At 42.4% G+C, this 26,558-nt stretch carries 30 protein-coding genes and 1 pseudogene; 2 read left to right on the top strand and 29 right to left on the bottom strand.

Features of this window, described 5'->3' with window-relative positions; genetic code table 11:
- Positions 1 to 8: 8 nt before the first annotated feature.
- From atpA to ACZYRN_RS05640, 26 genes and pseudogenes are all read right to left on the bottom strand, one after another.
- A complete protein-coding gene (gene atpA / locus ACZYRN_RS05765) occupies positions 9 to 1,517 on the bottom strand; it encodes a F0F1 ATP synthase subunit alpha (RefSeq protein ID WP_488910579.1) in 1,509 nt (502 codons plus the stop codon).
- 52 nt (positions 1,518 to 1,569) lie between these two features.
- A complete protein-coding gene (locus tag ACZYRN_RS05760) occupies positions 1,570 to 2,109 on the bottom strand; it encodes a F0F1 ATP synthase subunit delta (protein ID WP_488910578.1) in 540 nt (179 codons plus the stop codon).
- The gene (gene atpF / locus ACZYRN_RS05755; RefSeq protein WP_488911113.1) at positions 2,106 to 2,624 is read right to left on the bottom strand and encodes a F0F1 ATP synthase subunit B; all 519 of its coding nucleotides are present in this window, start codon (positions 2,622 to 2,624) and stop codon (positions 2,106 to 2,108) included. Before atpF ends, ACZYRN_RS05760 begins: the two co-directional genes overlap by 4 nt.
- Before the next feature lie 343 nt (positions 2,625 to 2,967).
- Positions 2,968 to 3,180 carry a F0F1 ATP synthase subunit C gene (atpE, locus tag ACZYRN_RS05750; RefSeq protein ID WP_488910577.1) on the bottom strand — a complete coding sequence of 71 codons (213 nt, stop codon included), beginning with the start codon at positions 3,178 to 3,180 and terminating at the stop codon, positions 2,968 to 2,970.
- Between the two features lie 78 nt (positions 3,181 to 3,258).
- On the bottom strand, positions 3,259 to 3,981 hold the full coding sequence (atpB, locus tag ACZYRN_RS05745) for a F0F1 ATP synthase subunit A (protein WP_488910576.1): 723 nt from the start codon (positions 3,979 to 3,981) through the stop codon (positions 3,259 to 3,261).
- A gap of 6 nt (positions 3,982 to 3,987) precedes the next feature.
- Positions 3,988 to 4,377, bottom strand: a complete 390-nt coding sequence (locus ACZYRN_RS05740) for an ATP synthase subunit I (RefSeq protein ID WP_488910575.1) — start codon at positions 4,375 to 4,377, stop codon at positions 3,988 to 3,990.
- A 6-nt stretch (positions 4,378 to 4,383) separates the two neighbouring features.
- Positions 4,384 to 4,608 carry an AtpZ/AtpI family protein gene (locus tag ACZYRN_RS05735; RefSeq protein ID WP_488910574.1) on the bottom strand — a complete coding sequence of 75 codons (225 nt, stop codon included), beginning with the start codon at positions 4,606 to 4,608 and terminating at the stop codon, positions 4,384 to 4,386.
- Positions 4,609 to 4,853: 245 nt separating this feature from the next.
- Positions 4,854 to 6,002: a non-hydrolyzing UDP-N-acetylglucosamine 2-epimerase gene (gene wecB / locus ACZYRN_RS05730; RefSeq protein WP_488910573.1), complete on the bottom strand. Its 1,149-nt coding sequence runs from the start codon at positions 6,000 to 6,002 to the stop codon at positions 4,854 to 4,856.
- Positions 6,003 to 6,023: 21 nt separating this feature from the next.
- On the bottom strand, positions 6,024 to 6,653 hold the full coding sequence (gene upp / locus ACZYRN_RS05725; RefSeq protein WP_488910572.1) for a uracil phosphoribosyltransferase: 630 nt from the start codon (positions 6,651 to 6,653) through the stop codon (positions 6,024 to 6,026).
- 176 nt (positions 6,654 to 6,829) lie between these two features.
- Complete coding sequence (glyA, locus tag ACZYRN_RS05720; RefSeq protein ID WP_488910571.1) at positions 6,830 to 8,071, bottom strand: serine hydroxymethyltransferase; 1,242 nt, start codon at positions 8,069 to 8,071, stop codon at positions 6,830 to 6,832.
- 168 nt (positions 8,072 to 8,239) lie between these two features.
- Positions 8,240 to 8,818, bottom strand: coding sequence for a TIGR01440 family protein (locus ACZYRN_RS05715; RefSeq protein WP_488910570.1), 579 nt, complete (start codon positions 8,816 to 8,818; stop codon positions 8,240 to 8,242).
- Between the two features lie 106 nt (positions 8,819 to 8,924).
- A complete protein-coding gene (locus tag ACZYRN_RS05710) occupies positions 8,925 to 10,214 on the bottom strand; it encodes a methyl-accepting chemotaxis protein (protein WP_488910569.1) in 1,290 nt (429 codons plus the stop codon).
- Positions 10,211 to 10,633 (bottom strand): low molecular weight protein arginine phosphatase, encoded by a 423-nt coding sequence (locus ACZYRN_RS05705; RefSeq protein ID WP_488910568.1) that lies wholly within the window; start codon positions 10,631 to 10,633, stop codon positions 10,211 to 10,213. The genes ACZYRN_RS05710 and ACZYRN_RS05705 overlap by 4 nt, the downstream gene beginning before the upstream one ends.
- A gap of 87 nt (positions 10,634 to 10,720) precedes the next feature.
- Positions 10,721 to 11,248, bottom strand: coding sequence for a manganese efflux pump MntP (locus ACZYRN_RS05700; RefSeq protein ID WP_488910567.1), 528 nt, complete (start codon positions 11,246 to 11,248; stop codon positions 10,721 to 10,723).
- Positions 11,249 to 11,308: 60 nt separating this feature from the next.
- Positions 11,309 to 12,358 (bottom strand): L-threonylcarbamoyladenylate synthase, encoded by a 1,050-nt coding sequence (locus ACZYRN_RS05695; protein ID WP_488910566.1) that lies wholly within the window; start codon positions 12,356 to 12,358, stop codon positions 11,309 to 11,311.
- Positions 12,359 to 12,530: 172 nt separating this feature from the next.
- On the bottom strand, positions 12,531 to 13,061 hold the full coding sequence (locus ACZYRN_RS05690; protein ID WP_488910565.1) for a stage II sporulation protein R: 531 nt from the start codon (positions 13,059 to 13,061) through the stop codon (positions 12,531 to 12,533).
- A gap of 45 nt (positions 13,062 to 13,106) precedes the next feature.
- Positions 13,107 to 13,952, bottom strand: a complete 846-nt coding sequence (gene prmC, locus ACZYRN_RS05685) for a peptide chain release factor N(5)-glutamine methyltransferase (RefSeq protein WP_488910564.1) — start codon at positions 13,950 to 13,952, stop codon at positions 13,107 to 13,109.
- Between the two features lie 3 nt (positions 13,953 to 13,955).
- Positions 13,956 to 15,026, bottom strand: a complete 1,071-nt coding sequence (gene prfA, locus ACZYRN_RS05680) for a peptide chain release factor 1 (RefSeq protein WP_488911112.1) — start codon at positions 15,024 to 15,026, stop codon at positions 13,956 to 13,958.
- A gap of 25 nt (positions 15,027 to 15,051) precedes the next feature.
- On the bottom strand, positions 15,052 to 15,624 hold the full coding sequence (locus ACZYRN_RS05675; RefSeq protein ID WP_488910563.1) for a thymidine kinase: 573 nt from the start codon (positions 15,622 to 15,624) through the stop codon (positions 15,052 to 15,054).
- Between the two features lie 79 nt (positions 15,625 to 15,703).
- On the bottom strand, positions 15,704 to 15,916 hold the full coding sequence (gene rpmE / locus ACZYRN_RS05670) for a 50S ribosomal protein L31 (protein ID WP_488910562.1): 213 nt from the start codon (positions 15,914 to 15,916) through the stop codon (positions 15,704 to 15,706).
- Between the two features lie 132 nt (positions 15,917 to 16,048).
- The gene (gene rho / locus ACZYRN_RS05665) at positions 16,049 to 17,332 is read right to left on the bottom strand and encodes a transcription termination factor Rho (protein WP_488910561.1); all 1,284 of its coding nucleotides are present in this window, start codon (positions 17,330 to 17,332) and stop codon (positions 16,049 to 16,051) included.
- Between the two features lie 160 nt (positions 17,333 to 17,492).
- Positions 17,493 to 17,960: pseudogene (locus ACZYRN_RS05660) on the bottom strand (fructose-bisphosphatase class II); the annotation flags it as partial.
- 20 nt (positions 17,961 to 17,980) lie between these two features.
- Positions 17,981 to 19,267, bottom strand: coding sequence for a UDP-N-acetylglucosamine 1-carboxyvinyltransferase (murA, locus tag ACZYRN_RS05655; protein ID WP_488910560.1), 1,287 nt, complete (start codon positions 19,265 to 19,267; stop codon positions 17,981 to 17,983).
- Between the two features lie 92 nt (positions 19,268 to 19,359).
- Positions 19,360 to 20,007, bottom strand: coding sequence for a fructose-6-phosphate aldolase (fsa, locus tag ACZYRN_RS05650; protein ID WP_488910559.1), 648 nt, complete (start codon positions 20,005 to 20,007; stop codon positions 19,360 to 19,362).
- Positions 20,008 to 20,112: 105 nt separating this feature from the next.
- Positions 20,113 to 20,979 (bottom strand): class II fructose-1,6-bisphosphate aldolase, encoded by an 867-nt coding sequence (gene fba, locus ACZYRN_RS05645; RefSeq protein WP_488910558.1) that lies wholly within the window; start codon positions 20,977 to 20,979, stop codon positions 20,113 to 20,115.
- A gap of 102 nt (positions 20,980 to 21,081) precedes the next feature.
- Entirely contained in the window at positions 21,082 to 21,444 is a 363-nt protein-coding gene (locus tag ACZYRN_RS05640) for a response regulator (protein WP_488910557.1), read from the bottom strand.
- A 153-nt stretch (positions 21,445 to 21,597) separates the two neighbouring features.
- Here ACZYRN_RS05640 and ACZYRN_RS05635 point away from each other — a divergent pair, with 153 nt between their 5' ends.
- A complete protein-coding gene (locus ACZYRN_RS05635) occupies positions 21,598 to 22,104 on the top strand; it encodes a DUF2529 family protein (protein WP_488911111.1) in 507 nt (168 codons plus the stop codon).
- A 138-nt stretch (positions 22,105 to 22,242) separates the two neighbouring features.
- Here ACZYRN_RS05635 and pyrG read toward each other — a convergent pair whose 3' ends face one another.
- The 3 genes from pyrG to ACZYRN_RS05620 all read right to left on the bottom strand — a co-directional run bounded on the left by pyrG (position 22,243) and on the right by ACZYRN_RS05620 (position 25,176).
- Complete coding sequence (pyrG, locus tag ACZYRN_RS05630) at positions 22,243 to 23,844, bottom strand: CTP synthase (RefSeq protein WP_488910556.1); 1,602 nt, start codon at positions 23,842 to 23,844, stop codon at positions 22,243 to 22,245.
- Between the two features lie 433 nt (positions 23,845 to 24,277).
- Complete coding sequence (gene rpoE / locus ACZYRN_RS05625; RefSeq protein WP_488910555.1) at positions 24,278 to 24,859, bottom strand: DNA-directed RNA polymerase subunit delta; 582 nt, start codon at positions 24,857 to 24,859, stop codon at positions 24,278 to 24,280.
- A gap of 95 nt (positions 24,860 to 24,954) precedes the next feature.
- Positions 24,955 to 25,176, bottom strand: a complete 222-nt coding sequence (locus ACZYRN_RS05620) for a hypothetical protein (RefSeq protein WP_488910554.1) — start codon at positions 25,174 to 25,176, stop codon at positions 24,955 to 24,957.
- A gap of 253 nt (positions 25,177 to 25,429) precedes the next feature.
- On the opposite strand from ACZYRN_RS05620, the gene ACZYRN_RS05615 reads away from it, so the two are divergent.
- Complete coding sequence (locus ACZYRN_RS05615) at positions 25,430 to 26,290, top strand: YsnF/AvaK domain-containing protein (RefSeq protein ID WP_488910553.1); 861 nt, start codon at positions 25,430 to 25,432, stop codon at positions 26,288 to 26,290.
- Positions 26,291 to 26,558 lie beyond the last annotated feature (268 nt).

The raw sequence follows: 26,558 nt of genomic DNA, 5'->3' as shown, positions 1-26,558 counted from the left end.
TCTTGCGATTATTCGGATTTCACAAACGATTTCTTAAACTCGCTGATTGCTGACTTTAATTCGTCATCAGACGGAAGTTCTTTCGTTGTGCGAATATGATCGTACACATTTGTGTGGTTCTTATCGAGCCAGTTTAACAGTTCGTCTTCGAAACGAGTAATATCTGAAACAGCAATATCATCAAGGTAACCGCGTGTCAATGCATATAGAATGACAACTTGGCGCTCAACTTTAAGCGGTTTATTCAAATCTTGTTTCAGTACTTCAACTGTACGTGCACCACGGTTTAGTTTTCCTTGTGTGATCGGATCAAGATCCGAACCAAACTGCGCGAATGCTTCTAGCTCACGATATGCAGCAAGGTCTAGACGAAGCGTACCTGCTACCTTTTTCATCGCTTTAATTTGTGCTGAACCACCAACACGTGATACTGAAAGACCCGCGTTGATCGCCGGACGGACGCCGGAGAAGAATAAGTCAGATTGAAGGAATATCTGCCCATCTGTGATGGAAATAACGTTCGTTGGAATGTAGGCAGAGATATCGCCTGCTTGTGTTTCAACGAATGGAAGTGCTGTAATTGAACCTGCACCAAGTGTATCGTTCAACTTCGCTGCACGCTCGAGCAAACGAGAATGCAAGTAGAATACATCACCAGGGTAAGCTTCACGACCTGGAGGACGACGAAGAAGAAGAGAAAGTTCACGGTAAGCCGCCGCCTGTTTAGATAAATCATCATAAACGATGAGAACGTGCTTGCCGTTAAACATGAATTCTTCTGCCATTGAAACACCTGTGTAAGGTGCAAGGAACAACATTGGAGCCGGTGAAGACGCTGATGCTGTGACAACGATTGTGTAGTCAAGCGCACCGTGTTTACGAAGTGTTTCTACTGCGTTACGAACGGTTGATTCTTTTTGACCAATCGCTACATAAATACAGACCATATCCTGGTCACGCTGGTTCAAGATTGTATCGATTGCGACAGTCGTTTTACCCGTTTGACGGTCACCGATGATTAATTCACGTTGTCCGCGGCCAATTGGCACAAGAGCATCAATCGCTTTAATACCTGTTTGCAATGGTTCATGAACCGATTTCCGAGCCATTACGCCTGTTGCCGGACTTTCAATTGGACGTGTTTTTGTTGTATTAATTGGACCAAGACCATCGACTGGCTGACCAAGAGAGTTTACAACGCGGCCGATTAGCGCTTCGCCGACCGGTACTTCCATAATGCGGCCTGTACGGCGCACTTCATCGCCTTCTTTGATGCCTGTGTAAGGACCAAGAATAATAATACCTACGTTGTTTTCTTCCAGGTTTTGAGCCATTCCCATGACGCCGTTTGAGAACTCAAGAAGTTCTCCTGCCATAGCGTTATCGAGGCCATGAGCACGTGCGATACCGTCCCCAACCTGGATGACAGTACCGACGTCGCTAACTGTAATGTCGGACTGGAAGTTTTCAATTTGCTTTTTTATCAGCGCACTGATTTCTTCAGCTTTGATGCCCATGCATGTCACCCCTCATTTTCTTCAAGAAGCCATTCCGCTTCTTTCAAATTTATTAATTCGTTGTTAGTTGTTTTTCAAGACGGTTCAGTTTGCCGCGCAAGCTGCCGTCAAAAATGCGATTTCCGATGCGAACTTTTAAGCCGCCCAGCAAATTCGGATCCACAATGTTTTCAATGTTAAGTGTCTGCTTGCCGACTTTGCGGGAAAAGGCAGATGTTACAGCTGTTTCTTCTATTGGTGTAAGCGGACGGACGGAATAAACAAATGCATCCGCTGTCCCACGCTCTTCATTTGCCAATTCAATGTATTCATCACATACAGATGAAACTTCATCATTGCGGTGGCGTTGAACGAGCAGCTTCAATGTATTAACAACAGGTGCAGAAGCTTGCGCAAAAGCGGATTGAATCAGTGCCTGTTTGTTCGCAATAGACAGTTTCGGTGATTTAAGAACCGTTTGAAGTTCTTTGTTTTCACTAAATACTTGTTTCACAACACGCAGTTCTTTTTCTATTTCCGCTACCTGATGCTGTTCTTTTGCCAGTTCAAAAAGCGCGATCGCGTAGCGTTTTTCCGCTCCGGATTTACTCATCGCTCTTCGCCTGCCTCTTTAATGTACTCATTAATTAACTTCTCCTGGTCAGCTGCAGAAAGTTCTTTTTCAATCACTTTCGATGCGATCATTACAGATAATGAAGCAACTTGCTCGCGCAGTGAGTTCATTGCGTTGTCACGTTCTTGTGCAATTTCAAGTTTTGCAGATTCTTTCAAACGTTCAGATTCAGCGCGGGCAGCCGCGATAATCTCTGTTTTTTGTTCTTCGCCCATTTTCTTGGCATTTTCAATTGTATTTTGCGCTTCAAGGCGAGTTGCTTTTAACTCGGCACGCGTTTCTTCCAATAGTTGATTCGCTTCGACACGGCTTTTTTCAGCCGCTTCGATTTCAGATGCAATATGCTCTTCACGCTGCTGCATGATGCCCATAAGCGGACCCCACGCAAACTTTTTCAGCAATGCGAGCAAAATAATAAACATAGCAAGCTGGAACAGGATATCACCGCCATTAAAACCGGCGCCGGCTCCAAGTACGTATGCGTTTGTCGTCACGATCATTTCACTCCCTTCAAGAGATTCATGTTCTTTCCATTAGGGAAAAAACGTCTGCTGTAAGTAAACGGTTGTTGCAAATGTACACATAAAGGAATGGCGAAGGCTCCCATAAGAATGTGATCTTCGCCATAAGGCTCACAGGATGTGAGTCACAAAGGCGTTGCAACAGGACGTTGCGTTCCTAGCCTTTGTTCCTTTTTCCTGAAGCGTTTATTGTCTAGCTGCGACGGCCGGGACTCTCGGGGCCATAAGTGTCAACTGGCTATGTGGCAAAGAGCGCCACTCATCCGGGTGTCCCTTATGCCTGTCGAGTCTGATCAGGCCGTCTCCGCATTTCGTATTATTGTCCTTGTACCATGAACGCGATAACTACTGCGATAATCGGAATCGCCTCTACTAATGCTACCCCGATGAACATTGTTGTTTGAAGCATTTTAGCCGCTTCTGGCTGACGAGCCATACCTTCGACTGTTTTCGATACGATCAAACCGTTACCTACACCGGCACCAACGGCCGCTAAACCAATTGCAATTGCTGCTGCTAAAAGACCCATGTTAATTTTTCCTCCTTATTTTTAAAAACGTGATTTACTAAAAGAATGTTTTTCCAGTGACTGAACAGGGTAATTATATCAATGGTCGCTGCTCACTTTGTGGGCAATATAAACCATCGTTAACATTGTGAAAATGAATGCCTGAATGGCACCAATAAATACAGAGAATCCCATCCATACAAGCGTTGGAACGATTGCTGCTAGATGTCCTCCAACTCCTGTTGCCAATGTACCGGCAAGGAGTGTGAGCAAGATTTCTCCTGCGAAGATATTACCGTATAACCGCAGACCGAGCGTCAGCGTATTCGCGAACTCTTCAATCAGCTTAAGCGGGAGCATAAACCACATTGGACGGAAAAAGTCTTTTCCATATTCGGAGAAACCTTTCATGCGGATCGCATAAAAATGCGACAGTCCCACAACCATAACAGCAAGCGTCATCGTAATAACCGGATCGGCTGTCGGTGATTTCCACCATAGTACATCATCGTAAACAACTGCGAACGGAAGTCCAAGCATGTTGGATACGAATATATACATAATTAATGTAATTCCAAGAATGTGAAACCGACCGCCCGTTTTCCAGTCCATGTTGCTTTTAACTATCCCTTTAACAAAGTCCATTATCCATTCAAAAATGTTTTGAATGCCTGTCGGTTTCATCGCTAAATTACGTGTTGCAGCAAGCGCAATTAAAAACACGATTAAACTGGCAACGGTAATCATTAAGATGTTAGACAGATTGAACGTCAATGTAATCCCGAAAAGGTCAACATGACGTAACGGAGACTCATGACCCAAATTATTTCACCTCTCTTTCCCGTTCGTGCGTTTTATAAAATGCTGGATTCCAAAATCTATCATAATGACCGCATATGCAGTCATTAATCCAAAAACGGTGCTGATCAAATTGAATTGATCGGGGTATTGGAGAGCAATCATCGCCGCGAGAGCCGCTGAGCCCATTCGCAAAATCGTTCCGAGAGACGGTATTTTCCTGCCTTCATCAACCGCTTTGCCAAGACGGATAATCCGGTTGGATATGATCCAGTGATTATAAAGACTCAATGCAGTTCCAAGAATAAGACCTGCATAAATGGTCGGCGTCGATGTAAAACCCCAACCCAGAACAAAGATGGCCAGCAGATAAAGTAAATATTTTCGCTGTCGTTTAATGGCTTGTTGGAGTTCGGGCATAAAGTACTAGTCTCCTGAATTGAAATGTTGAATTGTACGCAGCATAGCGTAAATCCCTGCCGAGAGTCCTCCCAACAGTCCGATGATTAAAAAAAGAGGTAGGGTATTTAACCTTTTGTCAAGTGCATGTCCCGCAAAAATACCGGTAATCATAGAGCCTGCAAGCTGGGCCAAAATAGTGCTGTAAAGCGCCATTGCTTTAAAAGGTCGATTTTCTTGATTCCGGTTCATTACACACCTCTTTAGTACGCTTACACACAAAAAAAATAGTAGTGAAAAAACGTTTACACTATGTAAAAAGTCCATTCTCCGTACCCTTTGTTAGCATACAATAGCGCTTTTTCAATGTCAACGTGTTCAGAAGAAAACCTCAGCAGACAACAGGGAATATTCACAAAATGCTCAAACTTTCTAGTTCTTTCGTTCAATAGTCAAACAGGCCGCCCTTTTTTATTGACGGACGGCCTTGTTTTTATTCATTTCACTTCAAAACGTTCTGGTGCACTTGGTGCTGCTTTAAAATAGAAACGGATCGCATCACAAATTCGACGCGAGGCTTCACCGTCGCCATATGGATTAGACGCTTTCGACATTTTTTCATAAGCTGCCGCATCTGTTAACAATTCTGATGCAAGCGAGTAAATCGTCTCTTCATCTGTACCCGCCAATTTCAATGTACCTGCATCAATGCCTTCGGGACGCTCTGTCGTATCACGTAAAACAAGAACGGGAACCCCAAGGGACGGTGCTTCTTCCTGCACACCGCCTGAATCTGTCAATATAATATAGGCCCGCTCAGCAAAGTTATGGAAATCAATTACATCAAGCGGTTCAATTAAATGAATACGCGGATCATTTCCTAGAATCGAATTAGCCGTTTCTCGCACGGCCGGGTTTAAATGAACGGGATAAACAACTTGAATATTATCGTGATCGTTCACAAGACGTTTAATCGCGCGGAACATGTTTTTCATCGGTTCGCCAAGATTTTCACGACGATGAGCAGTCATTAAGACAAGACGATCCGTCCCAAGTTTTTCAAGTACTTCGTGTGTATATGTTTCTTTAACTGTTGTTTTCAGCGCATCGATCGCCGTATTACCGGTCACGAAAATCGCTTTCTGTTCTTTATTTTCATTCAGTAGGTTTTGTTCCGACTGTGCTGTCGGTGAAAAATGAAGATCAGCCATCACACCTGTGAGCTGACGGTTCATTTCTTCCGGGAACGGTGAGTATTTATTCCACGTACGAAGCCCTGCTTCGACGTGACCAACGGCAATCTGATTATAAAATGCCGCAAGACCCGCAACAAATGTTGTCGTTGTATCACCGTGCACAAGGACGATATCCGGTTTAACTTCTTTCATCACCTTGTCTAAACCTTCAAGTCCCCGTGTTGTTACATCAATGAGTGTTTGACGGTCTTTCATAATGTTCAAGTCGTAATCCGGTGTAATTTTAAAAATGTCGAGCACTTGGTCAAGCATTTGGCGGTGCTGTGCTGTAACTGTTACGATCGCTTCAAATTCATCTGAACGGCTTTTCAGTTCTAGAACGAGCGGTGCCATTTTAATCGCTTCCGGCCGCGTGCCGAAAATCGTCATAACTTTAATCGGGCGATCCATTCTTTTTCCACCTGCTTCTTTTTATTTTGTTCCGAATAAACGGTCTCCTGCATCGCCAAGACCTGGTACGATGTAGCCATGTTCATTTAATTTTTCATCAAGTGCCGCAATGTAAATGTCGACATCTGGATGTGCTTCTTTCATTGCTTCGACCCCTTCTGGTGCAGCAATTAAACACATAAATCGAATGCTCGTTGCGCCGCGTTTTTTCAGCGAGTTAATCGCTTCAACCGCTGATCCGCCTGTCGCAAGCATTGGATCCACAACAATGAAATCACGCTCTTTTACATCTGTTGGAAACTTGACGTAATATTCAACCGGCTGCAATGTTTCGGGGTCGCGGTATAAACCGATATGCCCGACTTTTGCTGCCGGGATCAATTTCAATACGCCGTCCACCATGCCGATACCTGCACGCAAAATGGGAACGATCCCTAACTTTTTACCAGCAAGCACTTTTGCCTTTGCTTCGCACACCGGTGTTTGAACCATGACTTCTTCAAGCGGAAGATCGCGCGTAATTTCAAAGGCCATCAAAGTTGCCACTTCGTCTGTCAATTCACGGAATTCTTTCGTACCTGTTTCTTTGTTGCGAATCATCGTCAATTTGTGCTGAATTAGCGGATGATCAAATACATATACTTTTCCCATAAGTTCACTCCTTATTTTACGCTCATTCAAGGCCATCCCTATTTTACTTGAAAAGAGTTTAGCGGGCAACAAAACGAAAGGACCTTTAAGAATCTGGACTTTTTGCAAACAGATGCCTCACTATGGCTGCACATAAATAAACCGCCGGCAATTTGCTGGCGGTTTATTCTCATTTATTATACTTGTTGATAAAGTGCGTATTTCGAAGTCAGCTCTGCTACGCGTTTAGCTGACTCTTTCAATACTGCTTCATCTTCATGGTTTTTCAATGTTTTAGCAATGATGGAAGCCACTTCGTCCATTGCCTCAAGGTCAAAACCACGTGACGTTACTGCTGCTGTACCGATACGGATACCGCTTGTAACAAATGGACTTTCTGGATCGTAAGGAATCGTGTTTTTATTTACTGTAATACCAACTTCATCCAGAATCGCTTCAGCCACTTTACCTGTCAGGCTAAGTGAACGAAGATCAATTAATAATAAATGGTTGTCTGTGCCGCCTGAAACGATATCAATTCCTTCTTTGGATAAGCCCGACGCTAAACGGCTCGCATTGTCGATCACGTTTTGTGCATATGTTTTGAAACTGTCTTCAAGTACTTCACCAAATGCAACAGCTTTTGCTGCGATAACATGCATAAGCGGTCCACCTTGAATACCTGGGAAAATTGATTTGTCGAGCTTTTTGCCGAACTCTTCACTCGATAAAATCATCCCGCCACGCGGTCCACGCAATGTTTTATGCGTTGTCGTTGTAACGAAATGAGCGTAAGGCACTGGACTTTGGTGAAGCCCTGCTGCAACGAGTCCAGCGATATGCGCCATATCCACCATTAAATAGGCTCCCACTTCATCAGCAATTTCACGGAATTTAGCGAAATCAATCGCACGCGGGTATGCACTCGCACCGGCTACGATCAATTTTGGTTTATGCTCAAGCGCTTTTTGACGAACATCTTCATAATCAATTACTTGCTTGTCTTTCGTTACACCGTATTCAACGAAATTGTACTGCACACCACTGAAGTTAACAGGGCTGCCGTGAGTCAAGTGACCGCCGTGAGATAAATTCATACCAAGAACCGTGTCGCCTGTTTCTAAAATTGTGAAATAAACCGCCATGTTCGCTTGTGCACCTGAGTGCGGCTGAACATTTACATATTCTGCACCAAAAATTTCTTTTGCACGGTCACGCGCTAAATCTTCCACAACGTCAACATGCTCACAGCCGCCGTAGTATCGTTTCCCAGGATAGCCTTCTGCATATTTGTTTGTTAATACCGATCCTTGCGCTTCCATCACGGCTTCAGATACGAAGTTTTCAGAAGCAATTAATTCAATTTTCGTTTGCTGGCGTTTCAGTTCATCCTCAATTGCTGCATATACAGCCGGATCTTGCGTTTGAATTTTACTCATCATCGTTCCCCTTCCCAATCTATTAATTCAAAATAGTATTTACGGATATCTGTTAAAAAATTCTCTTTCATTCTAACATGTTTTTCGAATCTTTCAACCGAATTTTATGCTTTTTTACGGTTTTAAGCTGAAAAAATAGCTGTCTTTATTAAAAAAGACAGTAAATTCTTAACATTCATCAGTAATTGATTCGCTTATATTCGTTTTTTCATAAATAGCCCGTGATCCGCCAATCAGCTTTGGCCGCGTTTTCGCCATCGTTACATGAGCCGCACCGATACTGTTTGTTGACGTACGCACCGGCACTGCCACATGTTTCAAATGCATACCGATGAACGTATCGCCAATATCAATCCCGCCATCTGCTTTCACAAACTCAACGAGCACATAGTCTTTTTGATTAAACGCATAGGCTGCCATCGCTCCGCCGGCTGTCCGAACTGGAATCGCAGCGACTTCCTCATAACCATACTTTTCTGCCACTTTACGCTCGATGACAACCGCTCTGTTCAAATGCTCGCAGCATTGAAACGAGAGAGAAACGCCTGTCTGATCTGCAAATGATTCAAATACGTCATATAAAGCAGCAGCCGTTTCATCTGTGCCGGCTGTGCCAATTCGGCCGCCTGCTACTTCCGATGTTGAACAGCCTATCAGGAACAATTGACCCGCTTGAAACTGTGCCTGTTGTTGCAATTCATTCAAAAGGACTTGAAGCTCCTTTTTCCACTGAATAGCTGCTTTCATTTGTTATGGCCCCTTTCATGCTCTCTTATTCATCCCGCGTTAATAGGCAGTAAGATCGTGATTAAATGAAGGTTCTCTTTATATTTTCTCATATTTCTTTTAATGGTTACAATTTAAAGCGTTTAATAACAGACTTCAGTTCCATTGCCTGTTCCTGCAGCTGCTGGCTTACAGTACCAACTTCGCTAATAACATCTGACTGATCTGCTGCAGCGTTTGTTACTTCATTGGCCCCTGCTGATGTTTCTTCTGCAATCGCCGCTACTTCTTGTGACTGTTTAGATGTTTGTTCGATTTTTACCATTTGCTGATCGACAAGGCCGGCAATTTCTTCAACGGCCCCCGCCATATTGGTGATTTTGCTGCTTATTTGCACCACTGCTTCCTGTGCAGATGCCCCTTTCTTTACTCCTTCGCCGGCGGCCGCCGCCTGCGCAGTAATTTTTTGTACGACGTGATCGACCTCTTCCTGAATTTTCTTGACTAGCTCAGAGATGCTTTGGACGGCTGTCGCGCTTTCATCCGCAAGCTTTCGCACTTCTTCTGCAACAACTGCGAATCCTTTCCCATGTTCTCCGGCACGCGCTGCTTCAATAGAGGCATTTAATGCAAGTAAATTCGTTTGTGCAGCAATATCACCAACAAGATTAATGACTTTACCGACTTTATGTGCATTTTCTTCTAATGAACGTACAGCTTCAAGTGATTCTGTATTATCTGCGGCCAATGAATCCATGCCATCAATGAGCGACTGAAAGGTTCGGCTGCTAACATCGAGATCCTGTACCATTCCTTCCGCCTGGTGAGCGGACTCATTTGCTTTTTGTTGTACATGGGCGGCAATATCTGCAACTTCTTCCATCGCTTCAGCTGTCGCCTGGATCGCAAATGCAGAACTTTCAGCACCCACCGAAATATCGGCTGCTGTGTGCGCCATTTCTGAAGCTTTCTCTACCGCCTGTCTGCTAATGCTTGCAATATGGCTAACACTTTCATTTGTCATGGAAAAATTGCTCTCAATGCTGCTGACCATCGTCCGCAAATTCGTTAACATCTCATTAAATGCAAGCGAGAGTGCCCGGATTTCATCGTCCCCTTCCGGCATCTCCACTTCCTTATCAATTTGTCCGGCAGCTGCTGCACGTGATGCTTTTTCAAGCCGGACAATCGGGTTCACAAAATAAGAGGCCGCAAAATAAGCAAGAATGCCTGACCATAGAATGCCCAGTGCAAGTGTTAAAAACGAAAAAAATGTTTCATTCATATATGTAAAATACAGAGGATACAAATAATAAATAAACAATGCACTGGTCGTATATGTAACAATCGCCAGCAATGTTACGAGTACAATCACTTTCTTACGGATACCAAATGAATAGGACGCTTTCTCTCTCATGCTTGCTTCTCTTCTTTCAGCCATTTCTCGATATAAAAGAGCAATTCATCGTATGTCTGACGGTAAATATTAATTGGACCGCCAAATGGGTCGATAACATCTCCTTCTTCGCCTTTTAACGTATAGGTTTTTTCTTTTAAATGAGGAAAGTGAATGTCAATCATCTGTTTGTGTGAATCCGTCATCGTCAAAATTACATCTGCCTGCTCCACCATCTCTTCTGTTAATTGCATAGAAAAATGTTCTAATTCAATTCCTTTTTCTGAAAGAACTGTTTTAGTTCCTATTGACGCTGAAACGCCTGGACTGGCAAATAATCCAGCCGACTGTATTTCCCAATCCGGTCTCTTCTTCTGCAAGATTGCTGCCGCCATTGGACTCCGGCACGTATTGCCTGTGCAAACAAACAAAATATTCATAAATTTCCACCTTTATCTGTACGTTTTCTTCTATTATAACGTTTCTATAAACAGGAAAATAGTCCTTTTCTTATTGAAAAGGACTATTCATAATGAAAGAAGCCATTTTATACCCAGGAATATTAGGACAAGGCCGCCTGCTGCTTCACCTGCTTTGCCGGCTGCCGTACCAATTCGACGGCTTAACAACAAACCTGTCAGTGTGAAAACAGCGGAAGACAGTCCGAAACAAGTGACTGCTTTCATATGATCCATCCCTATAACACCGAGTGATAACCCTGCAGAAAAACTGTCCATACTCACACCGAATGCAAAAAAGAACATCCCGATTCCGGCAGGCTTCTTTAAATTTGATTCATTTTTCCATATTGACAGCACCATTTGCAGCCCTGTCAGCAGTAAAATAACACCACCTGTTGAAATAAGTGCTTCACCAAACACACCGTGCAATTCTTTTCCTGCTGTTATGCTGATGAACGGCATGATGACATGCATCAAGCCAACCATTGTACTCATTAGAATCATATTCCATAAACCCATTCTCCGCATTCCAACCGCCAGTGCTGCCCCGAACGCATCTGCCGACAACGCCAGTGAAAGGATAATGATGTCCATGCTTATCTATATTCGGCTTGTCCCTTTTTATCCATAAAAAAAGCCGGTTGATCCGGGTGATCAATCGATTTCCTTTATCCACCGATGGCCAGCTGCTTTTTCTAGCCTATTCATAATCGCCGTACCAACCCCTTCTGATGGAAACGTTTCAGCTAAAATAACATCCAGCGGAGACGTATTAAACGAGCGCAACGCATCATATAAATGCTTTGCCACCGATTCAATGTCATGTCTGCACCCACATGAGATAATGCGATCAGCCACGTATAAATGCTTACTTTCTTCCGTTGCCAGAACACCAACCTTTTTCCCTTTGACTCGTAATTCATCAATTTGCTCTTGGATAAATGAACCCGTTCCTTCTATTAAATAAAGCGGAGCCTCAGGAGCATAATGGGTATATTTCATTCCTGGTGATTTCGGTGCTTCCTTTTCATTTTGAAGAGCGCTATCGATCCCTACTTTTCCGACAACTGCCTCGATGTTTGCTTGCGTGATCCCCCCTGGGCGTAAAATGATCGGATACGAACCGGTACAGTCCACGACTGTTGATTCTAAACCGACACCTGTATCACCGCCGTCCAGCACACCGGCAATTCGGCCGGAGAGATCATCCAATACATGCGCGGCCTTCGTTGGACTCGGTTTTCCCGATCGGTTTGCACTTGGCGCTGCTACCGGTACACCCGCTTCTTTAATAAGCGCAAGAGCAATCGGATGATCCGGCATGCGAATGGCGATCGTATGAAGACCTGCTGTTACGAGCTCTGAAAGCATGCCTTCTTGTTTCGGTACGATGATCGTCAAAGGACCTGGCCAAAAAGAATCCATCAACAATTGTGCATAGTCAGGTACAGATTGTGCCAGACGATTCACATCTTCACGATCGGCAATATGCACAATAAGCGGATTATCAGAAGGGCGGCCTTTCGCTTTAAAAATTTTTTGCACAGCTTTATCCATTTTTACTTGTCCCCCAAGACCATAAACCGTTTCAGTGGGAAAAGCGACCACTTCACCTTCGCGAATTAACTGAGCTGCTGCTTCTATTTGTGGATATTGTTGATGAGTTATACCACACTTATCCACAATCCAGTGTTTTGTCTCCATTTTCGTCACCTTTGTCTGTATATTTACAAAATCTTTACGTGTTCAATGATTTCTATGCATAAATCAACTTTTTTCTTTAGTTTTACACAATGTTACTAACATTCTGTGGATAACATTTATTATTTTGTGAATAACCCTGTGGATGGGTGTGGATATTATCAGAAAAATGCAGTTATTTCCTCAGTTGTCCCCATAAATCAACAAACGCCCATTTTAATTCTGTCTTTTCTTCTTTTTCTTCTGGAAAACAAAGTGCCGGATACAGTACACACCACCAATTGGCTCCTTTTCCATCGCCAATTGTGACAACAAGAGATTCATATGTTCCTGGCGGATAAAAGAAACGGCCATATTGTTTCACTGGAAAATCTTCTTGGCCAAATGTAACATGAACGTCCTGTTTTGCTCCCGCTGCCGCATTAGCCACTTTTTCAATTTCATCAAGATTCTCTTCCACGATAATCCGTGATTCTTCTGGCGAATCAGCCGTCCGTGCCCAGTTGTTTATTTCTTTGGCGATTGCTTGATGAACGGTTTCTTTACGTTCTTGTTCAGTGTCGCTATCGTTGTGTGCAATAACACGAATACGGATTGATTCATCTGGAATGCCTCCTGCCATTTGATCAGCTGGCGCAAAATACATCATAAAAGAAGCCGTTGCCGAAAGTCCATATAAATATAGAATCATTGTTAGTGTTTTCATTAATAATCCCCTCCCGGTAATCAGTATCACCGAGACCACAATTTCTTATACGTGCAAAAATACCATTCTATCTTTTCCATTAATATCGTTCAACGTTTTGATGAACCCTTGCGGAAATGCCTCTTGAAACAAGGCAGCAACAGCTTCGGTTTGTCCCGCACCCGTTTCCACGCCGGCAATCCCTCCTGCATTTAAAACAAAAGGCAGCTGCTGAGCAATTTTTCTGTATAAATCAAGTCCATCTTCTCCTCCGAAAAGTGCCATGTGCGGCTCGTGATCTACTACAACTGCAGATAGCGTCTCTCGCTCATGGTTAGGAATATATGGCGGATTTGATAATAATAGATCTACTTTTATATCATGTTGAATGAGCGGATTTAATAAATCGCCGTGTAAAAACTGAATAGTTGTACCTAGCTTATTTGCATTTTTTTCTGCTATTTTTAATGCTGCTTTCGATAAATCAACCGCATATACTTTTGCTTCAGGGCGCTCACATTTCATTGTAATGGCAATGGCCCCACTTCCCGTGCCTATATCAGCAATAACAGGCGACTTCATGTCCGTTATTTTTCCCAACGCGTAATAAACCAATTCTTCCGTCTCCGGACGCGGGATGAGCACATCACTGTTCACCGAAAAAACTCGGCCATAAAACTCTTCTATACCGGTCATGTGTTGAATCGGCACACCCTCTGCATGAAGATGGACAAGTTGTTCAAATTGGGTTGTTTGTTCGTCACTTAACCTGTCATGAAGACGGGCAAGCATTTGCGAGCGTTCAACTTGTAAGATATGCCTCATAATATATTCACCTGCGTTAGCGTCCCGTTCATGTTGTGTTAAATACGAAGAAGCCCAGTTAAGGGCTTCGTACATTTTTTTCGTCACAGATTAATCCTCCAAGTTTTCAAGACGGCTCGATTGATCTTCTACAATAAGTGCATCGATCACTTCCCCGACTTTCCCTTCCAATATTTGATCGAGCTTTTGGATTGTCAAGCCAATCCGATGATCCGTTACACGATTTTGTGGGAAATTGTATGTACGAATTCTTTCGGAACGATCACCTGTCCCAACCGCTGATTTACGTACAGCATCGTATTCTGCCTGCGCTTCTTTTTGAAACTTATCATATACACGAGCGCGTAGTACTTTCATTGCTTTTTCTTTGTTTTTAATTTGGGATTTTTCATCCTGGCACGATACGACCGTACCCGTTGGAATATGTGTTAAACGTACGGCAGACATCGTTGTATTCACGGACTGGCCGCCTGGGCCGCTTGATGCAAATGTATCCACCCGAATATCTTTATCATGTATGTCAATTTCTACTTCTTCCGTTTCCGGCAACACGGCTACCGTTGCTGTCGACGTATGAATGCGTCCGCCTGATTCTGTTTCTGGCACACGCTGCACACGATGTGCACCATTTTCATACTTCAGCTTTGAATACGCACCACGGCCATTAATCATAAAAATAATTTCTTTATAGCCGCCAAGTCCCGTCGCATGTGCTTCAATGATATCTGTTTTCCAATTATTTGCTTCTGCAAAACGCATATACATACGATACAAATCACCAGCAAATAATGCCGCTTCATCGCCACCTGCTGCTCCTCGAATTTCCATAATAACGTTTTTATCGTCATTCGGATCTTTCGGAATAAGCAAAATTTTCAATTGTCCTTCAAGATCAGTCAGTTGACCTTCTAGCTCATTCATCTCTTCCTTTACCATTTCACGCATATCCGCATCAAGCTTATCATCCAGCATCACCTTTGCATCAGCATACTGCGCTTTTACCTCTTTATATTCACGATATGCTTCTACCGTTTCTTGAATAGCAGACTGTTCTTTTGAATAATCGCGCAGTTTTTTCGGATCATTCACAACGTCCGGGTCACTTAACAACTCATTTAATTTATCATAACGATCTTCTACTGCCTGCAGTCGGTCAAACATATTCTTCACCTCGATTTTTTTATATTTAAAGCGGCGGTTTTTGATGGCATTTCCGACAGACAGGATAATATGAATCATTGCCGCCAATTTGAATTTGCTCACCTGTATACACCGGTTTCCCTGCTTCATCCACACGCAAATTCATCGTTGCTTTTCGCTCGCAAAACCAGCATATGGTCTTCATTTCCTCTACTTTATCCGCATAAATTAACATATATTTGCTGCCTTCAAACAATTCATTTTGAAAATCATTTTTCAAACCGAACCCCATAACCGGAATATTCAGTTCATCCACAATTTGTGCGAGCTGCAAAACATGTTCTTTTGATAAAAACTGAACTTCATCAATTAAAATACATGACGAATTTGATTTATTTGTACGTACATCCTCGAATATATTTGTTTCATTAAAAATAGGCAAAGCTTGACGACGCAGTCCAATTCGGCTTGAAATATAGCCAACTTCATCTCGTGTATCAAGACTCGACGTGAAAAGAAGCACTGATTTGTTCTGTTCTTCATAGTTATGTGCCACTTTTAATATTTCAATCGATTTGCCACTGTTCATTGCGCCATATTTAAAAAATAACTGGGCCATAATGGGTTAGGTCCTCCGTTTTTTTGTACAAAAAAAACAGGCAAGCAGCATAGCACTCCTCGCCCGTTTTTGTCTATCATTATCTTGCTTCATCTTTAAGGCCGTATTTTTTGTTGAAACGATCCACACGTCCGCCTGCGTCAGCAAATTTCTGACGTCCAGTATAGAATGGATGGCATTCAGAGCAAACCTCTACACGAATGTCTTCTTTTACAGAACCGGTTTCGAACTCGTTACCGCACGCACATTTAACTTTTGCTGTTTTGTAGTTAGGATGAATTCCTGCTTGCATGTTTTTTCTCTCCTTCCGCCCTGAGTCATTCCGAAACAGAGTATTATATGAATAAGCATAAAGTGATTTATGCTTTTCTTTCGTACACACTAAAACAGTATAGCAGGGTATTACTTATTTCGCAAATTATTTTCAAAGCATTTTTTTCGATGTGCCATTTTTCTTTATTTCAGCCAGCAGCTGGCTTATAAAGTCTCCATTGGTCTTCGTTTGACGTAAACGGCGAAGTATTTTTTCCGCAAGGTCAGGGGCGTCAGACATCGTTTTACGAATAGCCCAAACAATTTCAAGCTGTTCTTTGCCAATTAGAAGTTCTTCTTTTCGTGTACCTGAGCGGCGAATATCAATTGCCGGGAAAATACGCCGTTCAGCAAGCGAACGATCTAGATGAAGCTCCAAGTTACCTGTTCCTTTAAACTCTTCATAAATGACATCATCCATTCGCGAACCGGTATCGACAAGTGCCGTCGCAAGAATCGTTAAGCTGCCGCCTTCTTCAATGTTACGCGCTGCACCAAAGAAACGCTTTGGACGATGAAATGCAGCCGGATCAATCCCCCCAGAAAGTGTTCGTCCACTTGGCGGGATGACTAGATTATAAGCACGGGCGAGACGGGTGATCGAGTCCATTAGAATAACAACGTCGCGCTTATGTTCAACGAGCCGCATCGCCCGTTCAAGCACAAGTTCCGATACTTTAATATGGTTTTCAGGCACTTCATCAAATGTGGAACTGACGACTTCTGCCTGCACTGAACGTTCAATATCTGTTACTTCTTCCGGGCGCTCATCAATTAACAGAACAATTAATTCTGTCTCCGGATGATTTTTCGAAATTGAATTGGCAATTTCTTTTAACAGCATTGTTTTCCCTGCTTTTGGTGGTGCCACAATCAATCCACGTTGACCGAAGCCCACTGGTGAAACGAGATCCATAATACGTGTCGACACATATTTTGATTCTGTCTCAAGCATTATTTGACGTTCAGGATATAGCGGTGTTAATGCAGGAAAATGAACGCGTTCTTTCGCAGACTCCGGATCATCACCGTTGACAGCTTCTACATGCAAAAGACCGTAATACCGTTCATTTTCTTTTGGCGGGCGCACTTTCCCCGATACTTTATCACCATTACGCAAATCAAAGCGGCGAATTTGCGATGCGGAAATGTAAATGTCTTCAGAACTGGCTGAGTAGTTAATCGGGCGAAGAAAGCCAAAGCCTTCTGATTGAATAATTTCAAGAACGCCTTCCATAAAGAAGAAACCCTGCTGTTCAGCTCGTGCTTTTAAAATTGCAAACACAAGTTCTTTTTTAGTCATTTTGCTATAGTATGCTATTTTATATGTTTTAGCCAGTTCATATAATTCTTTTAGTTTTAAATTTTCAAGATGATTAATTGTTAATTCTTCCATTAGGGCACCACACTTTATTAGATTGATTTTTAGGAGGAAGGGACTGCTCGTTGTTCGTAGTCGTGAAGCATTTGTTTAGTGGTTTGTTTAGATTAAACAAAACAGCGGAGAACCGGACCCGGTTGCACCGCTGTTGGTTAAAAGAAGAAACGACTTCTTATCATTTAAAAACAAGATTCGGTTTTTTAGTTAAGCTATGACGGCCGTCAATAAAACGGACTGTTCCCGATTTTGCACGCATAACAACTGATTGTGTTTCAGCATATGCGCCTTTAAATTGAACACCGCGTAAAAGCTCACCATCTGTTACACCAGTCGCTGCAAAAATAGCGTCATCACCACGGACCAGGTCTTCCATGCGAAGCACTTTGTTCACATCAATACCCATTCTTTTGCATCGCTCCAGCTCTGCATCATTTTGCGGTAATAAACGGCCTTGAATTTCACCGCCAAGCGCTTTTAATGCAACCGCTGAAATAACGCCTTCTGGTGCACTACCCGAGCCAAACAAAATATCAACACCCGTTAGATCAAACGCTGTATTAATTGCACCTGCGACATCACCATCATTAATGAGTTTAATACGTGCGCCAGCTTCACGGAGTTCTTCAATTATTGTAACATATTTAGAGAAGATGCTCGGAATTATTATGAGCTTTTTATTTCTTCAAACTCTTCTTTTGACATTTCTTCACGCCATATATTGGCACCTAGAGCTGTCAGCTTTTCTGTTAACCCGCTATAGCCCCGATCAATATGTTCAAGACCAGTCACTTCCGTTATCCCATCAGCCATAAGTCCAGCAAGAACGAGTGCAGCTCCTGCCCGCAGATCGCTCGCTTTCACGTTAGCTCCCTGCAGCTGAACCGGACCATTTATAATAGCAGATCGGCCTTCCGTTTTCACATTGGCTCCCATCCGCCGCAGCTCATCAATATGTTTAAATCGAGCGGGATAAATCGTATCGGTAATAATAGCCGAACCTGATGCTTTCGACAAAAGTGTCGTGAATGGCTGCTGTAAATCTGTCGGAAATCCCGGGTAAACAAGCGTTTTAATATCAACTGTTTTCAGCTCATCCGCTTTCCCAACAAAAATGCGGTCCTCACCAATTTCAATGGGTACATTCATTTCACGTAGTTTCGCCGTTAATGACTCCATATGGAGCGGGATGACATTATCGATAACGACTCCTTCGCCTACAGCTGCAGCCATAATCATAAATGTTCCTGCTTCAATACGATCTGGAATAATCGTATGGCGGCATCCATGAAGATGCTTTACACCATCAATGCGAATGATATCGGTCCCTGCGCCTTTAATCTTAGCACCCATATTAGACAATAATGTGGCTACATCAATAATTTCTGGCTCCTTGGCTGCATTTTCAATAATCGTCTGCCCTTTAGCCCGAACTGCCGCCAGCATAATATTAATGGTTGCCCCTACACTGACAACGTCTAAATAAATGCGGGCCCCCCGAAGTTCCTTCGCACGTAAATAAATCGCACCTTGTTCATTCGTCACTTCCGCACCCAGCGCTTCAAATCCTTTAATATGCTGATCAATCGGACGGGGACCTAAATGACAGCCGCCCGGAAGACCGACAACCGCTTTATTAAAACGACCAAGCATCGCACCCATTAAATAATAAGAGGCACGCAGTTTTTTCACTTTTCCGTTTGGAAGCGGCATTGCTGTCATCTTTGTTGGGTCAATCTTCATCACACCATCTTCAAACGTCACATCGCCGCCGGTTTCTTCGAGCAATCCTTTTAACATGTGAATATCTGAAATATTCGGCAATCCTTCAATCGTAATTGGCGACTCCGCTAAAATAGCAGCCGGTACAAGGGCGACGGCGCTATTTTTCGCGCCGTCTACTTTAACCGTTCCTTTTAAAGAGTATCCACCTTTAACTTTTAATTTTTCCATTTTGTACTCCCTTCTTCCTGTATAAACGGAAAGCGGGAAAGCTTTCTTGATACTCCTAGTTTAACCCATATAAATTCGTCTCATGTATACTATTATTTTGCTTGGCGTTTTTCCCAATCAGCCAGAAACCCTTCAATTCCTTTATCTGTCAATGGATGTTGGAATAATTGCTGAAGCAGCTTAAATGGTGCCGTTACAAAGTGAGAACCTTTAAGTGCAGCAGATGTTACGTGCTGGGAATGACGAGCAGATGCTGCAATAATTTCTGCGTCAATATCATGAATTGCGAAAATGTCGGCAATTGCTTCAATTAAATCAAGTCCATTTTGTCCGATATCATCAAGACGGCCAAGGAATGGGGATACATATGTTGCACCTGCACGAGCTGCCATTAATGCCTGGTTTGCACTGAAAATAAGTGTTACGTTCGTTTTAATACCTTCCTTTGAAAACACTGCGACAGCTTTCAAGCCATCCGGTGTCATTGGTACTTTTACGATAACGTTTGGTGCAATTTTCGCCAATTCACGGCCTTCTTTAATCATGCCTTCTGCGTCAAGTGCAATTACTTCCGCGCTTACAGGACCGCTGACGATTTCCGTAATTTCTTTAATCCGGTCGTGGAAAGAAACATTTTCTTTCGCTACGATAGATGGATTTGTTGTTACACCTGATAAAATACCCCATGAGTGGGCTTCGCGAATCTCGTCTACATTTGCTGTGTCAATAAAGAATTTCATTATATTTTCCTCTTTTCATGTTGTTAGTATTATACACGCAACAACCGCCTTTTCTATCAAAAGAGGCGGTTACTATGTATATTTTAATTATGCCGCAAAAGAAAATTAATACGCCTGCCCTGTAGAACCAAATTCACGCATTTTACCTTTTACTGTCTCTTTAATTGCATCACGTGCAGGTCCGAGATATTTACGCGGATCATATTCATCCGGTTTTGCCGCAAGAGTTTCACGAATTGCCTTCGCAGATGAAATTTGATTTTCTGTATTTACATTAATTTTTGCTGTACCGAGAGAAATGGAACGTTCTATATCTTTTGTTGGAATTCCTGTACCACCATGAAGAACGAGCGGAACACCGGTTAATTCCATTACTTCCTTCATACGGTCGAAACCTAAGTTTGGTTCACCTTTGTAAGGGCCATGAACGGATCCAAGGGCTGGAGCGAAGCAATCAACGCCTGTTTCACGAACAAGTTGATCGCACTCAGATGGAATGGCATACATTGCATCTGCATCATCAACAACAAGATCATCTTCTTGACCACCAATACGGCCCAATTCTGCTTCAACAGAAACACCATGGATATGGGCAAGCTCTACTACTTTCTTTGTTAAAGCAATATTTTCTTCAAGCGGATGATGGGAACCATCGATCATAACAGATGTAAAACCTGCTTGAATTGCTTTTGCACAGCTTTCGTAGCTCGAACCATGATCAAGGTGAATCGCTACCGGAACGGTCACGCCGTATTCTTCAATCAATTCTTTTACCATTACCACGATTAATTTAAAACCGCCCATGTAACGTGCTGCGCCTTCAGATACACCAAGAATAACAGGCGACTTTTCTTCTTCGGCTGCCTGCAAAATCGCTTGAGTAAACTCAAGGTTGTTCAAGTTGAATTGTCCCACAGCATACTTTTTCTCTTTCGCTGTGTTTAACATTTCAGTCATGGAGACTAACGGCATTACTTATCCTCCTCTTAAGGGCATTAATCGCTTCATGAAAAAACCACATTAACATCATACCAAATTCAGCTTTTTATTACCATCAGAAAGTGCAGGAGTCCTTTAATCGATTAGATTCTCTTTGACTGTTTTGCGAATATCATCAATATCAAATGGTTTTGGCACATGCATGATTGCACCGATATTTTTTGCTTCCTGAATCATATCAAGTTCGCCATAAGCTGTCATAATAATTGCACGGATATTAGGGTTATCCACTTTCATTTGTTTTAAAATTTCAATTCCGTCCATGCCGGGAATTTTCATATCAAGCAACACCAGATTTGGATTGTGTTCTTTTGCCAATTTTACTGCCTCTGGCCCGTTTGCAGCCTGTAATGTATTATATCCTTCTTTTTTTAATACTTCATTTAATAAAATTCGGATGCCATATTGGTCATCCACAATTAAAATATTTGCTGTCACTTTATTTTCCCCCTGTAAGTTTGCCTTCCGTTCTTTCATACATTTTACATATATTCTCCATGTCTCTTCAAATTCCTTCCTGCTTTCTACTTCCTTCATTTTGTTGTAAATACTATACTGGAGAAAAAGGAATGAGTGATACGATTGTCAAAAATGTTTACTACACAGCTGATCGGTTTATTGAAACGAATTAGTGAAAAAGAAGAATTCCCCATTGAAGATGCAGGGCGTTTACTTGCTCAAAGCTTAATCAGCGAAGGAACGATTTACATAAAAGGCTTCGGTGAAATGGCCGTCATTGAAAAAGAAGCGATCGATGGTGTTGAACCGTTAAGTCGTATTCAATGCTTGGAACCCTCCGCCCAATTGTCAGAAGCAGACCGTGTATTGATCGCTTCACGATTTACGGATGACACGGAAGCGATAGAACTGGCAAAAAAATTGTCTGCTGACGGGATTCCTTTTGCAGCCATTGCTTCAAAACGGGATAATTCTGGCATCGAGGCATTAGCGGATGCATTTATTGATATTCGGCTGACAAAAGGACTTTTGCCTAATGATGATGGCGGCCGAACTGGTTTTCCCTCTTCCATCGCCGGATTATACACCTATTTTTTATTAAAGATGACGATCGAAGAGATTATAAGCGAATATGAGTAATATTGAAGCGCTGAAAGACCGCTTCTTCCATTTATCAAAAAAAATCCCGCCAGACAATTTACCTGGCAGGTTTTTTTGATAAGTGGACTATGCTAACAAGGCACAGCCTAAATGCCATGATCTCAGCCTTTGGATTTTTTATTGGTTTCCAATTGCGGCTTTAATAAATTGCTTGAACAATGGCTGTGGACGTGTTGGACGAGATTTAAATTCCGGATGAAACTGTGCTGCAACGAACCACGGGTGCTCTGCCAGTTCAATGATTTCAACGAGACGTCCATCTGGGCTTGTTCCGGAGAAGATAAAACCTTTTTTCTCCATTTTCTCACGGAATTCATTATTGAATTCGTAACGGTGACGGTGGCGCTCGTAAACGATTTCTTCATTATTATATGCTTCATATGCACGTGTACCTTTCTGTAATTTGCATGCATATAAACCAAGACGAAGTGTACCGCCAAGATCCTCAATATCTTTTTGCTCAGGCAAAAGATCGATAATTGGATACGGTGTATCAGGACGGATTTCCGCTGAGTGCGCACCCTCTAATTCCAATACGTTCCGCGCGTATTCAATTGATGCAAGCTGCATACCTAGGCAAATTCCAAAAAACGGCACATTATTTTCACGCGCATATTTAATCGCGTGCAGTTTTCCATCAATACCACGATCGCCAAAGCCTCCGGGTACAAGAATGCCCTCTGCATCTTTTAAACGCTCTGCTACATTATCTTCTGTAATTTCAGCTGAATTCACCCAATCAATTTCCACATCCGCATCAAACTGATAGCCGGCATGCTTTAAAGACTCCGCAACGGAAATATAGGCATCCTGCAGTTCTACATACTTTCCGACGAGAGCAATCCGCGTCTTATTCGACAAGTTGCGTACTTTATGAACGAGTGCATTCCACTCTGTCATATCTGCATCATGGCACTGTACTTTCAACAGACGGCAAACGAGGTCGTCCATTTTTTGACTTTGCAGCGTAATTGGCACCGCGTAAAGTGTATCTGCATCTGGACATTCAATAACCGCTTCTTTTGCAATATCGCAGAACAAAGCAAGTTTGTCTTTCATATCCTGTGAAATCGGCATCTCGGTTCGGACAACGATGATGTTTGGCTGAATCCCAAGACTGCGCAGCTCTTTCACGCTATGTTGTGTCGGCTTCGTTTTCATTTCACCGGCTGCTTTTAAATACGGGATCAGCGTACAGTGAATGTACAGCACGTTATCCTGACCAACATCACTTTTAATTTGGCGAATGGCTTCAAGGAATGGAAGTGATTCAATATCACCGACCGTGCCGCCAATTTCTGTAATAACAACGTCTGCACCTGATTCTTTCCCTGCACGGAAAACACGCTCTTTAATTTCATTCGTAATATGCGGAATTACCTGCACTGTGCCGCCCAAATATTCACCGCGGCGTTCTTTTCGAATGACAGATGAGTATACTTTACCTGTTGTTATATTGCTTAATTTCGTCAAATTAATATCGATGAAACGCTCGTAGTGACCAAGATCAAGGTCTGTTTCCGCACCGTCATCGGTAACGAATACTTCACCATGCTGATATGGACTCATTGTGCCCGGATCAACGTTAATGTATGGATCAAACTTTTGAATAAATACTTTTAAACCGCGGTTTTTAAGTAAACGTCCGAGTGATGCTGCTGTAATTCCTTTTCCCAGTGATGAGACAACTCCACCTGTCACGAAAATATATTTTGTCAAAGTGAAAATATCCTCCTTCAGTACTTGTGTTTTATCATAAAGTGAAACTTCATTCAGTGGGGGTTTAGGCCCATAGGATGTGGGTCATGCAGACATTGTCACAGGACGTGACGGTTTTAGTCTCCCCCATTGAATAAAGAGGAACTCAGGTAAAGAGCGCCACGTTCTCGAGGCAATACCTGAGTGACCCGGCTCAGCCTGGCCCGAACCAATCGGGCTTTTACGGGCAGTTGATCCCAAACGAAGCCTTCTTTTCTTTCAGATGTCTTGAAGTGGGGGTCTTACTGCCCGTTAATGCGGGATAAAAATACAAAAAACGCTCCGCTTACTTCTCAGTAAGAGGAGCGTTATAGACTAAAATCATTCGTCTCATAAAAGAGCCCAAATAAAATACTACAATTCGGCGATGAAATAGTCAAGCCAAGATTAAAAGTTATTTACCATCGAAATCGTACTCGTCTTCAGCGCCTTCTTCTTCTTCAAATTCATCGTCATCATCGTCGTCAAGGTCTGGTACCACTTCAAGGACAATGTCTTCTTCATCATCGTCATCAAGGTCTTCATCCAAATCTGTCTCTTCAACATCAATGTCTTCTTCTATATCAATGTCTTCATCCACTTCATCAAAATCTTCATCATCGAAGTCCTCGATTTCATCATCTTCAATCAGTTCTTCTTCAAAATCTTCTACTACTGCTTTTTTCGCCTTTTTCTTACGCGTTTTCACAGGTGCATTCGTCGTTTCTTCTTCCAGTTTTTCAACCGGGTACCACGCACGAAGACCCCAGCGATTTTCACCTAATGATAAAAAACTTCCATCCACATTTAAATCTGTATAAAATTGAACCATACGCGATTTTACTTCAGCATCTGAAATGTTAAGATGCTTTTGAATTTTCGACAACAATTCTTTAAATGTTAGCGGCTCCCGCTTGTCAATAAGAATTGAATATGCCAATTCAAGGAATGACATTTCTTTTATTTCTTCATTGGTATATTTTTGCAAACTCACCATTCGCACTTCCCTTCTCTATTTGCACGCCCAAAAAGAGCAAAAACGTTTTTGGCATATTCCCCATTATAAACAAAAAATATGGCTGCACGCCATATTTATGTGATGATTTCTGCTTTTTTTGGAGCTGAATCTGCTGAATGATCCATGCAGCGATCCAGTTTATGCTTTTTTGAACGTTTACGACACGCTCTATATGCTTTATAAAAGAAAAAAATAGAGATGAGAAGGAAAGGAACTGCTCCAATTTGTTTTAGATAAAGCCAGTATGTACTAATAACTATAGCAAGCAGTACTGCACATTGAATAACATGTCTCAATCCTTCACATCCCTTTAATCGACATTTTCTTTCATTTTACTCCTTTAATATATTACATAGATCTCATAATTGTAAATTTTCTTATAAGTATTCCCTTTCCATGTAAATTATAAGCTTATTTTTCAAAAAGATTCTTTGGTAGGTGCCTTCCGACTTTGTAACTATTTTCTGAGGAGTTCGTTTCATCATGGCTATGCCGGGTAGACAACTATAGAGCACAATGAAATTTAACTTCTAGGGGGAATAAATTATCATGGAAAATAAAACATTTATTGGTGTATATCATAGTGAATCAGAAGTGATCGCAGAAATCAACAATTTGAAAACACAAGGCTTTACAGAAAACGACATTTATGTCATTGCAAAAGACAAAGATGATATTTCAATGGTTCGCGGACGTACAAATGCAGACGTGCAAACAACAGAAGGATCATGGATGGATCGTTTTATGGCGTTCATGTCAGGTGAAGAACCGGTACGCAGTGCTTTTCGTCACATGGGTTTATCGGACGCTGAGGCAGACCGCTACTATACAGAAGTGGAAAACGGCGGCATTCTTTTATATGTAGACCGTGATTACGGTGACCTTTATGATGAAGACCATACAGCAGCAACCGTTGATCCCACTCTTCGCGGCAATCTATTTGTAGCAGATGATCGTCGTTTTGATGATAACCATGACCATGCTATTCAAGAAGAAGAAACTCTTCAGCTGCATGAAGAGCGTCTAAATGTAAATAAAGAACGGGTGCAAACAGGTGAAGTGCATGTAGAGAAAGAAGTGATTCAAGAAGAACAAGTAATTGATGTACCTGTTCAGCGCGAAGAAGTATTTGTAGAGCGCCGTCCAGTAGCGGAGAACGATTTAACAAGAACAGACGATGATTTAACAGCGTTTGATGACCGTGACGCATTCGAAGATGATGGTGAAACGATCCGTGTGCCTATTACAGAGGAACGCGTAGAAGTAACGAAAAAGCCGGTCGTGACAGAGGAAATTGTTATCGGTAAACGGAAAGTACAAGATACCGAAACGGTGCGTGACACTGTCAGACGCGAGGAAGCACATGTAAATGAAGATAGAACGAAACGCACAGACCGTGATTTACTTTAAATAAGATGAAACTTCTTCAAGTAAAGAGCACCGTGTCCTGCGGCAATACTTGAGTGACCAGGCTCAGCCTGGCCCGAACCAACGGGGCCCTTACTGCCCGTTAATCGGCGATAAATAAAAAAAGCCCGCTCTTGTAATAAGATGATATTATCCCCTTTAGGTAGACAGTGTAAAAAGACCATGTTAATCATGGAATGTTACACTGCTACTTGGAGGGGATTTTATTATGGCTATAAAAGGACAAAAGTTTACGAAGTATTCAGAGGAA

The sequence above is a fragment of the Domibacillus sp. F004 genome (assembly GCF_057814295.1).
The sequence above is the reverse complement of the archived record's forward strand: the minus strand, read 5'-3'. Positions and strand labels throughout refer to the sequence as shown.

Coding starts and splice junctions, on each gene's coding strand:
- atpA (WP_488910579.1), bottom strand. CDS start 1,517: ATGGGCATCAAAGCTGAAGAAATCAGTGCGCTGATAAAAAAGCAAATT.
- ACZYRN_RS05760 (WP_488910578.1), bottom strand. CDS start 2,109: ATGAGTAAATCCGGAGCGGAAAAACGCTACGCGATCGCGCTTTTTGAA.
- atpE (WP_488910577.1), bottom strand. CDS start 3,180: ATGGGTCTTTTAGCAGCAGCAATTGCAATTGGTTTAGCGGCCGTTGGT.
- ACZYRN_RS05740 (WP_488910575.1), bottom strand. CDS start 4,377: ATGCCCGAACTCCAACAAGCCATTAAACGACAGCGAAAATATTTACTT.
- ACZYRN_RS05735 (WP_488910574.1), bottom strand. CDS start 4,608: ATGAACCGGAATCAAGAAAATCGACCTTTTAAAGCAATGGCGCTTTAC.
- wecB (WP_488910573.1), bottom strand. CDS start 6,002: ATGGATCGCCCGATTAAAGTTATGACGATTTTCGGCACGCGGCCGGAA.
- upp (WP_488910572.1), bottom strand. CDS start 6,653: ATGGGAAAAGTATATGTATTTGATCATCCGCTAATTCAGCACAAATTG.
- glyA (WP_488910571.1), bottom strand. CDS start 8,071: ATGAGTAAAATTCAAACGCAAGATCCGGCTGTATATGCAGCAATTGAG.
- ACZYRN_RS05715 (WP_488910570.1), bottom strand. CDS start 8,818: ATGAAAGCAGCTATTCAGTGGAAAAAGGAGCTTCAAGTCCTTTTGAAT.
- ACZYRN_RS05710 (WP_488910569.1), bottom strand. CDS start 10,214: ATGAGAGAGAAAGCGTCCTATTCATTTGGTATCCGTAAGAAAGTGATT.
- ACZYRN_RS05705 (WP_488910568.1), bottom strand. CDS start 10,633: ATGAATATTTTGTTTGTTTGCACAGGCAATACGTGCCGGAGTCCAATG.
- ACZYRN_RS05700 (WP_488910567.1), bottom strand. CDS start 11,248: ATGGACATCATTATCCTTTCACTGGCGTTGTCGGCAGATGCGTTCGGG.
- ACZYRN_RS05695 (WP_488910566.1), bottom strand. CDS start 12,358: ATGGAGACAAAACACTGGATTGTGGATAAGTGTGGTATAACTCATCAA.
- ACZYRN_RS05690 (WP_488910565.1), bottom strand. CDS start 13,061: ATGAAAACACTAACAATGATTCTATATTTATATGGACTTTCGGCAACG.
- prfA (WP_488911112.1), bottom strand. CDS start 15,026: ATGTTTGACCGACTGCAGGCAGTAGAAGATCGTTATGATAAATTAAAT.
- ACZYRN_RS05675 (WP_488910563.1), bottom strand. CDS start 15,624: ATGGCCCAGTTATTTTTTAAATATGGCGCAATGAACAGTGGCAAATCG.
- rpmE (WP_488910562.1), bottom strand. CDS start 15,916: ATGCAAGCAGGAATTCATCCTAACTACAAAACAGCAAAAGTTAAATGT.
- rho (WP_488910561.1), bottom strand. CDS start 17,332: ATGGAAGAATTAACAATTAATCATCTTGAAAATTTAAAACTAAAAGAA.
- murA (WP_488910560.1), bottom strand. CDS start 19,267: ATGGAAAAATTAAAAGTTAAAGGTGGATACTCTTTAAAAGGAACGGTT.
- fsa (WP_488910559.1), bottom strand. CDS start 20,007: ATGAAATTCTTTATTGACACAGCAAATGTAGACGAGATTCGCGAAGCC.
- fba (WP_488910558.1), bottom strand. CDS start 20,979: ATGCCGTTAGTCTCCATGACTGAAATGTTAAACACAGCGAAAGAGAAA.
- ACZYRN_RS05635 (WP_488911111.1), top strand. CDS start 21,598: ATGTTTACTACACAGCTGATCGGTTTATTGAAACGAATTAGTGAAAAA.
- rpoE (WP_488910555.1), bottom strand. CDS start 24,859: ATGGTGAGTTTGCAAAAATATACCAATGAAGAAATAAAAGAAATGTCA.
- ACZYRN_RS05615 (WP_488910553.1), top strand. CDS start 25,430: ATGGAAAATAAAACATTTATTGGTGTATATCATAGTGAATCAGAAGTG.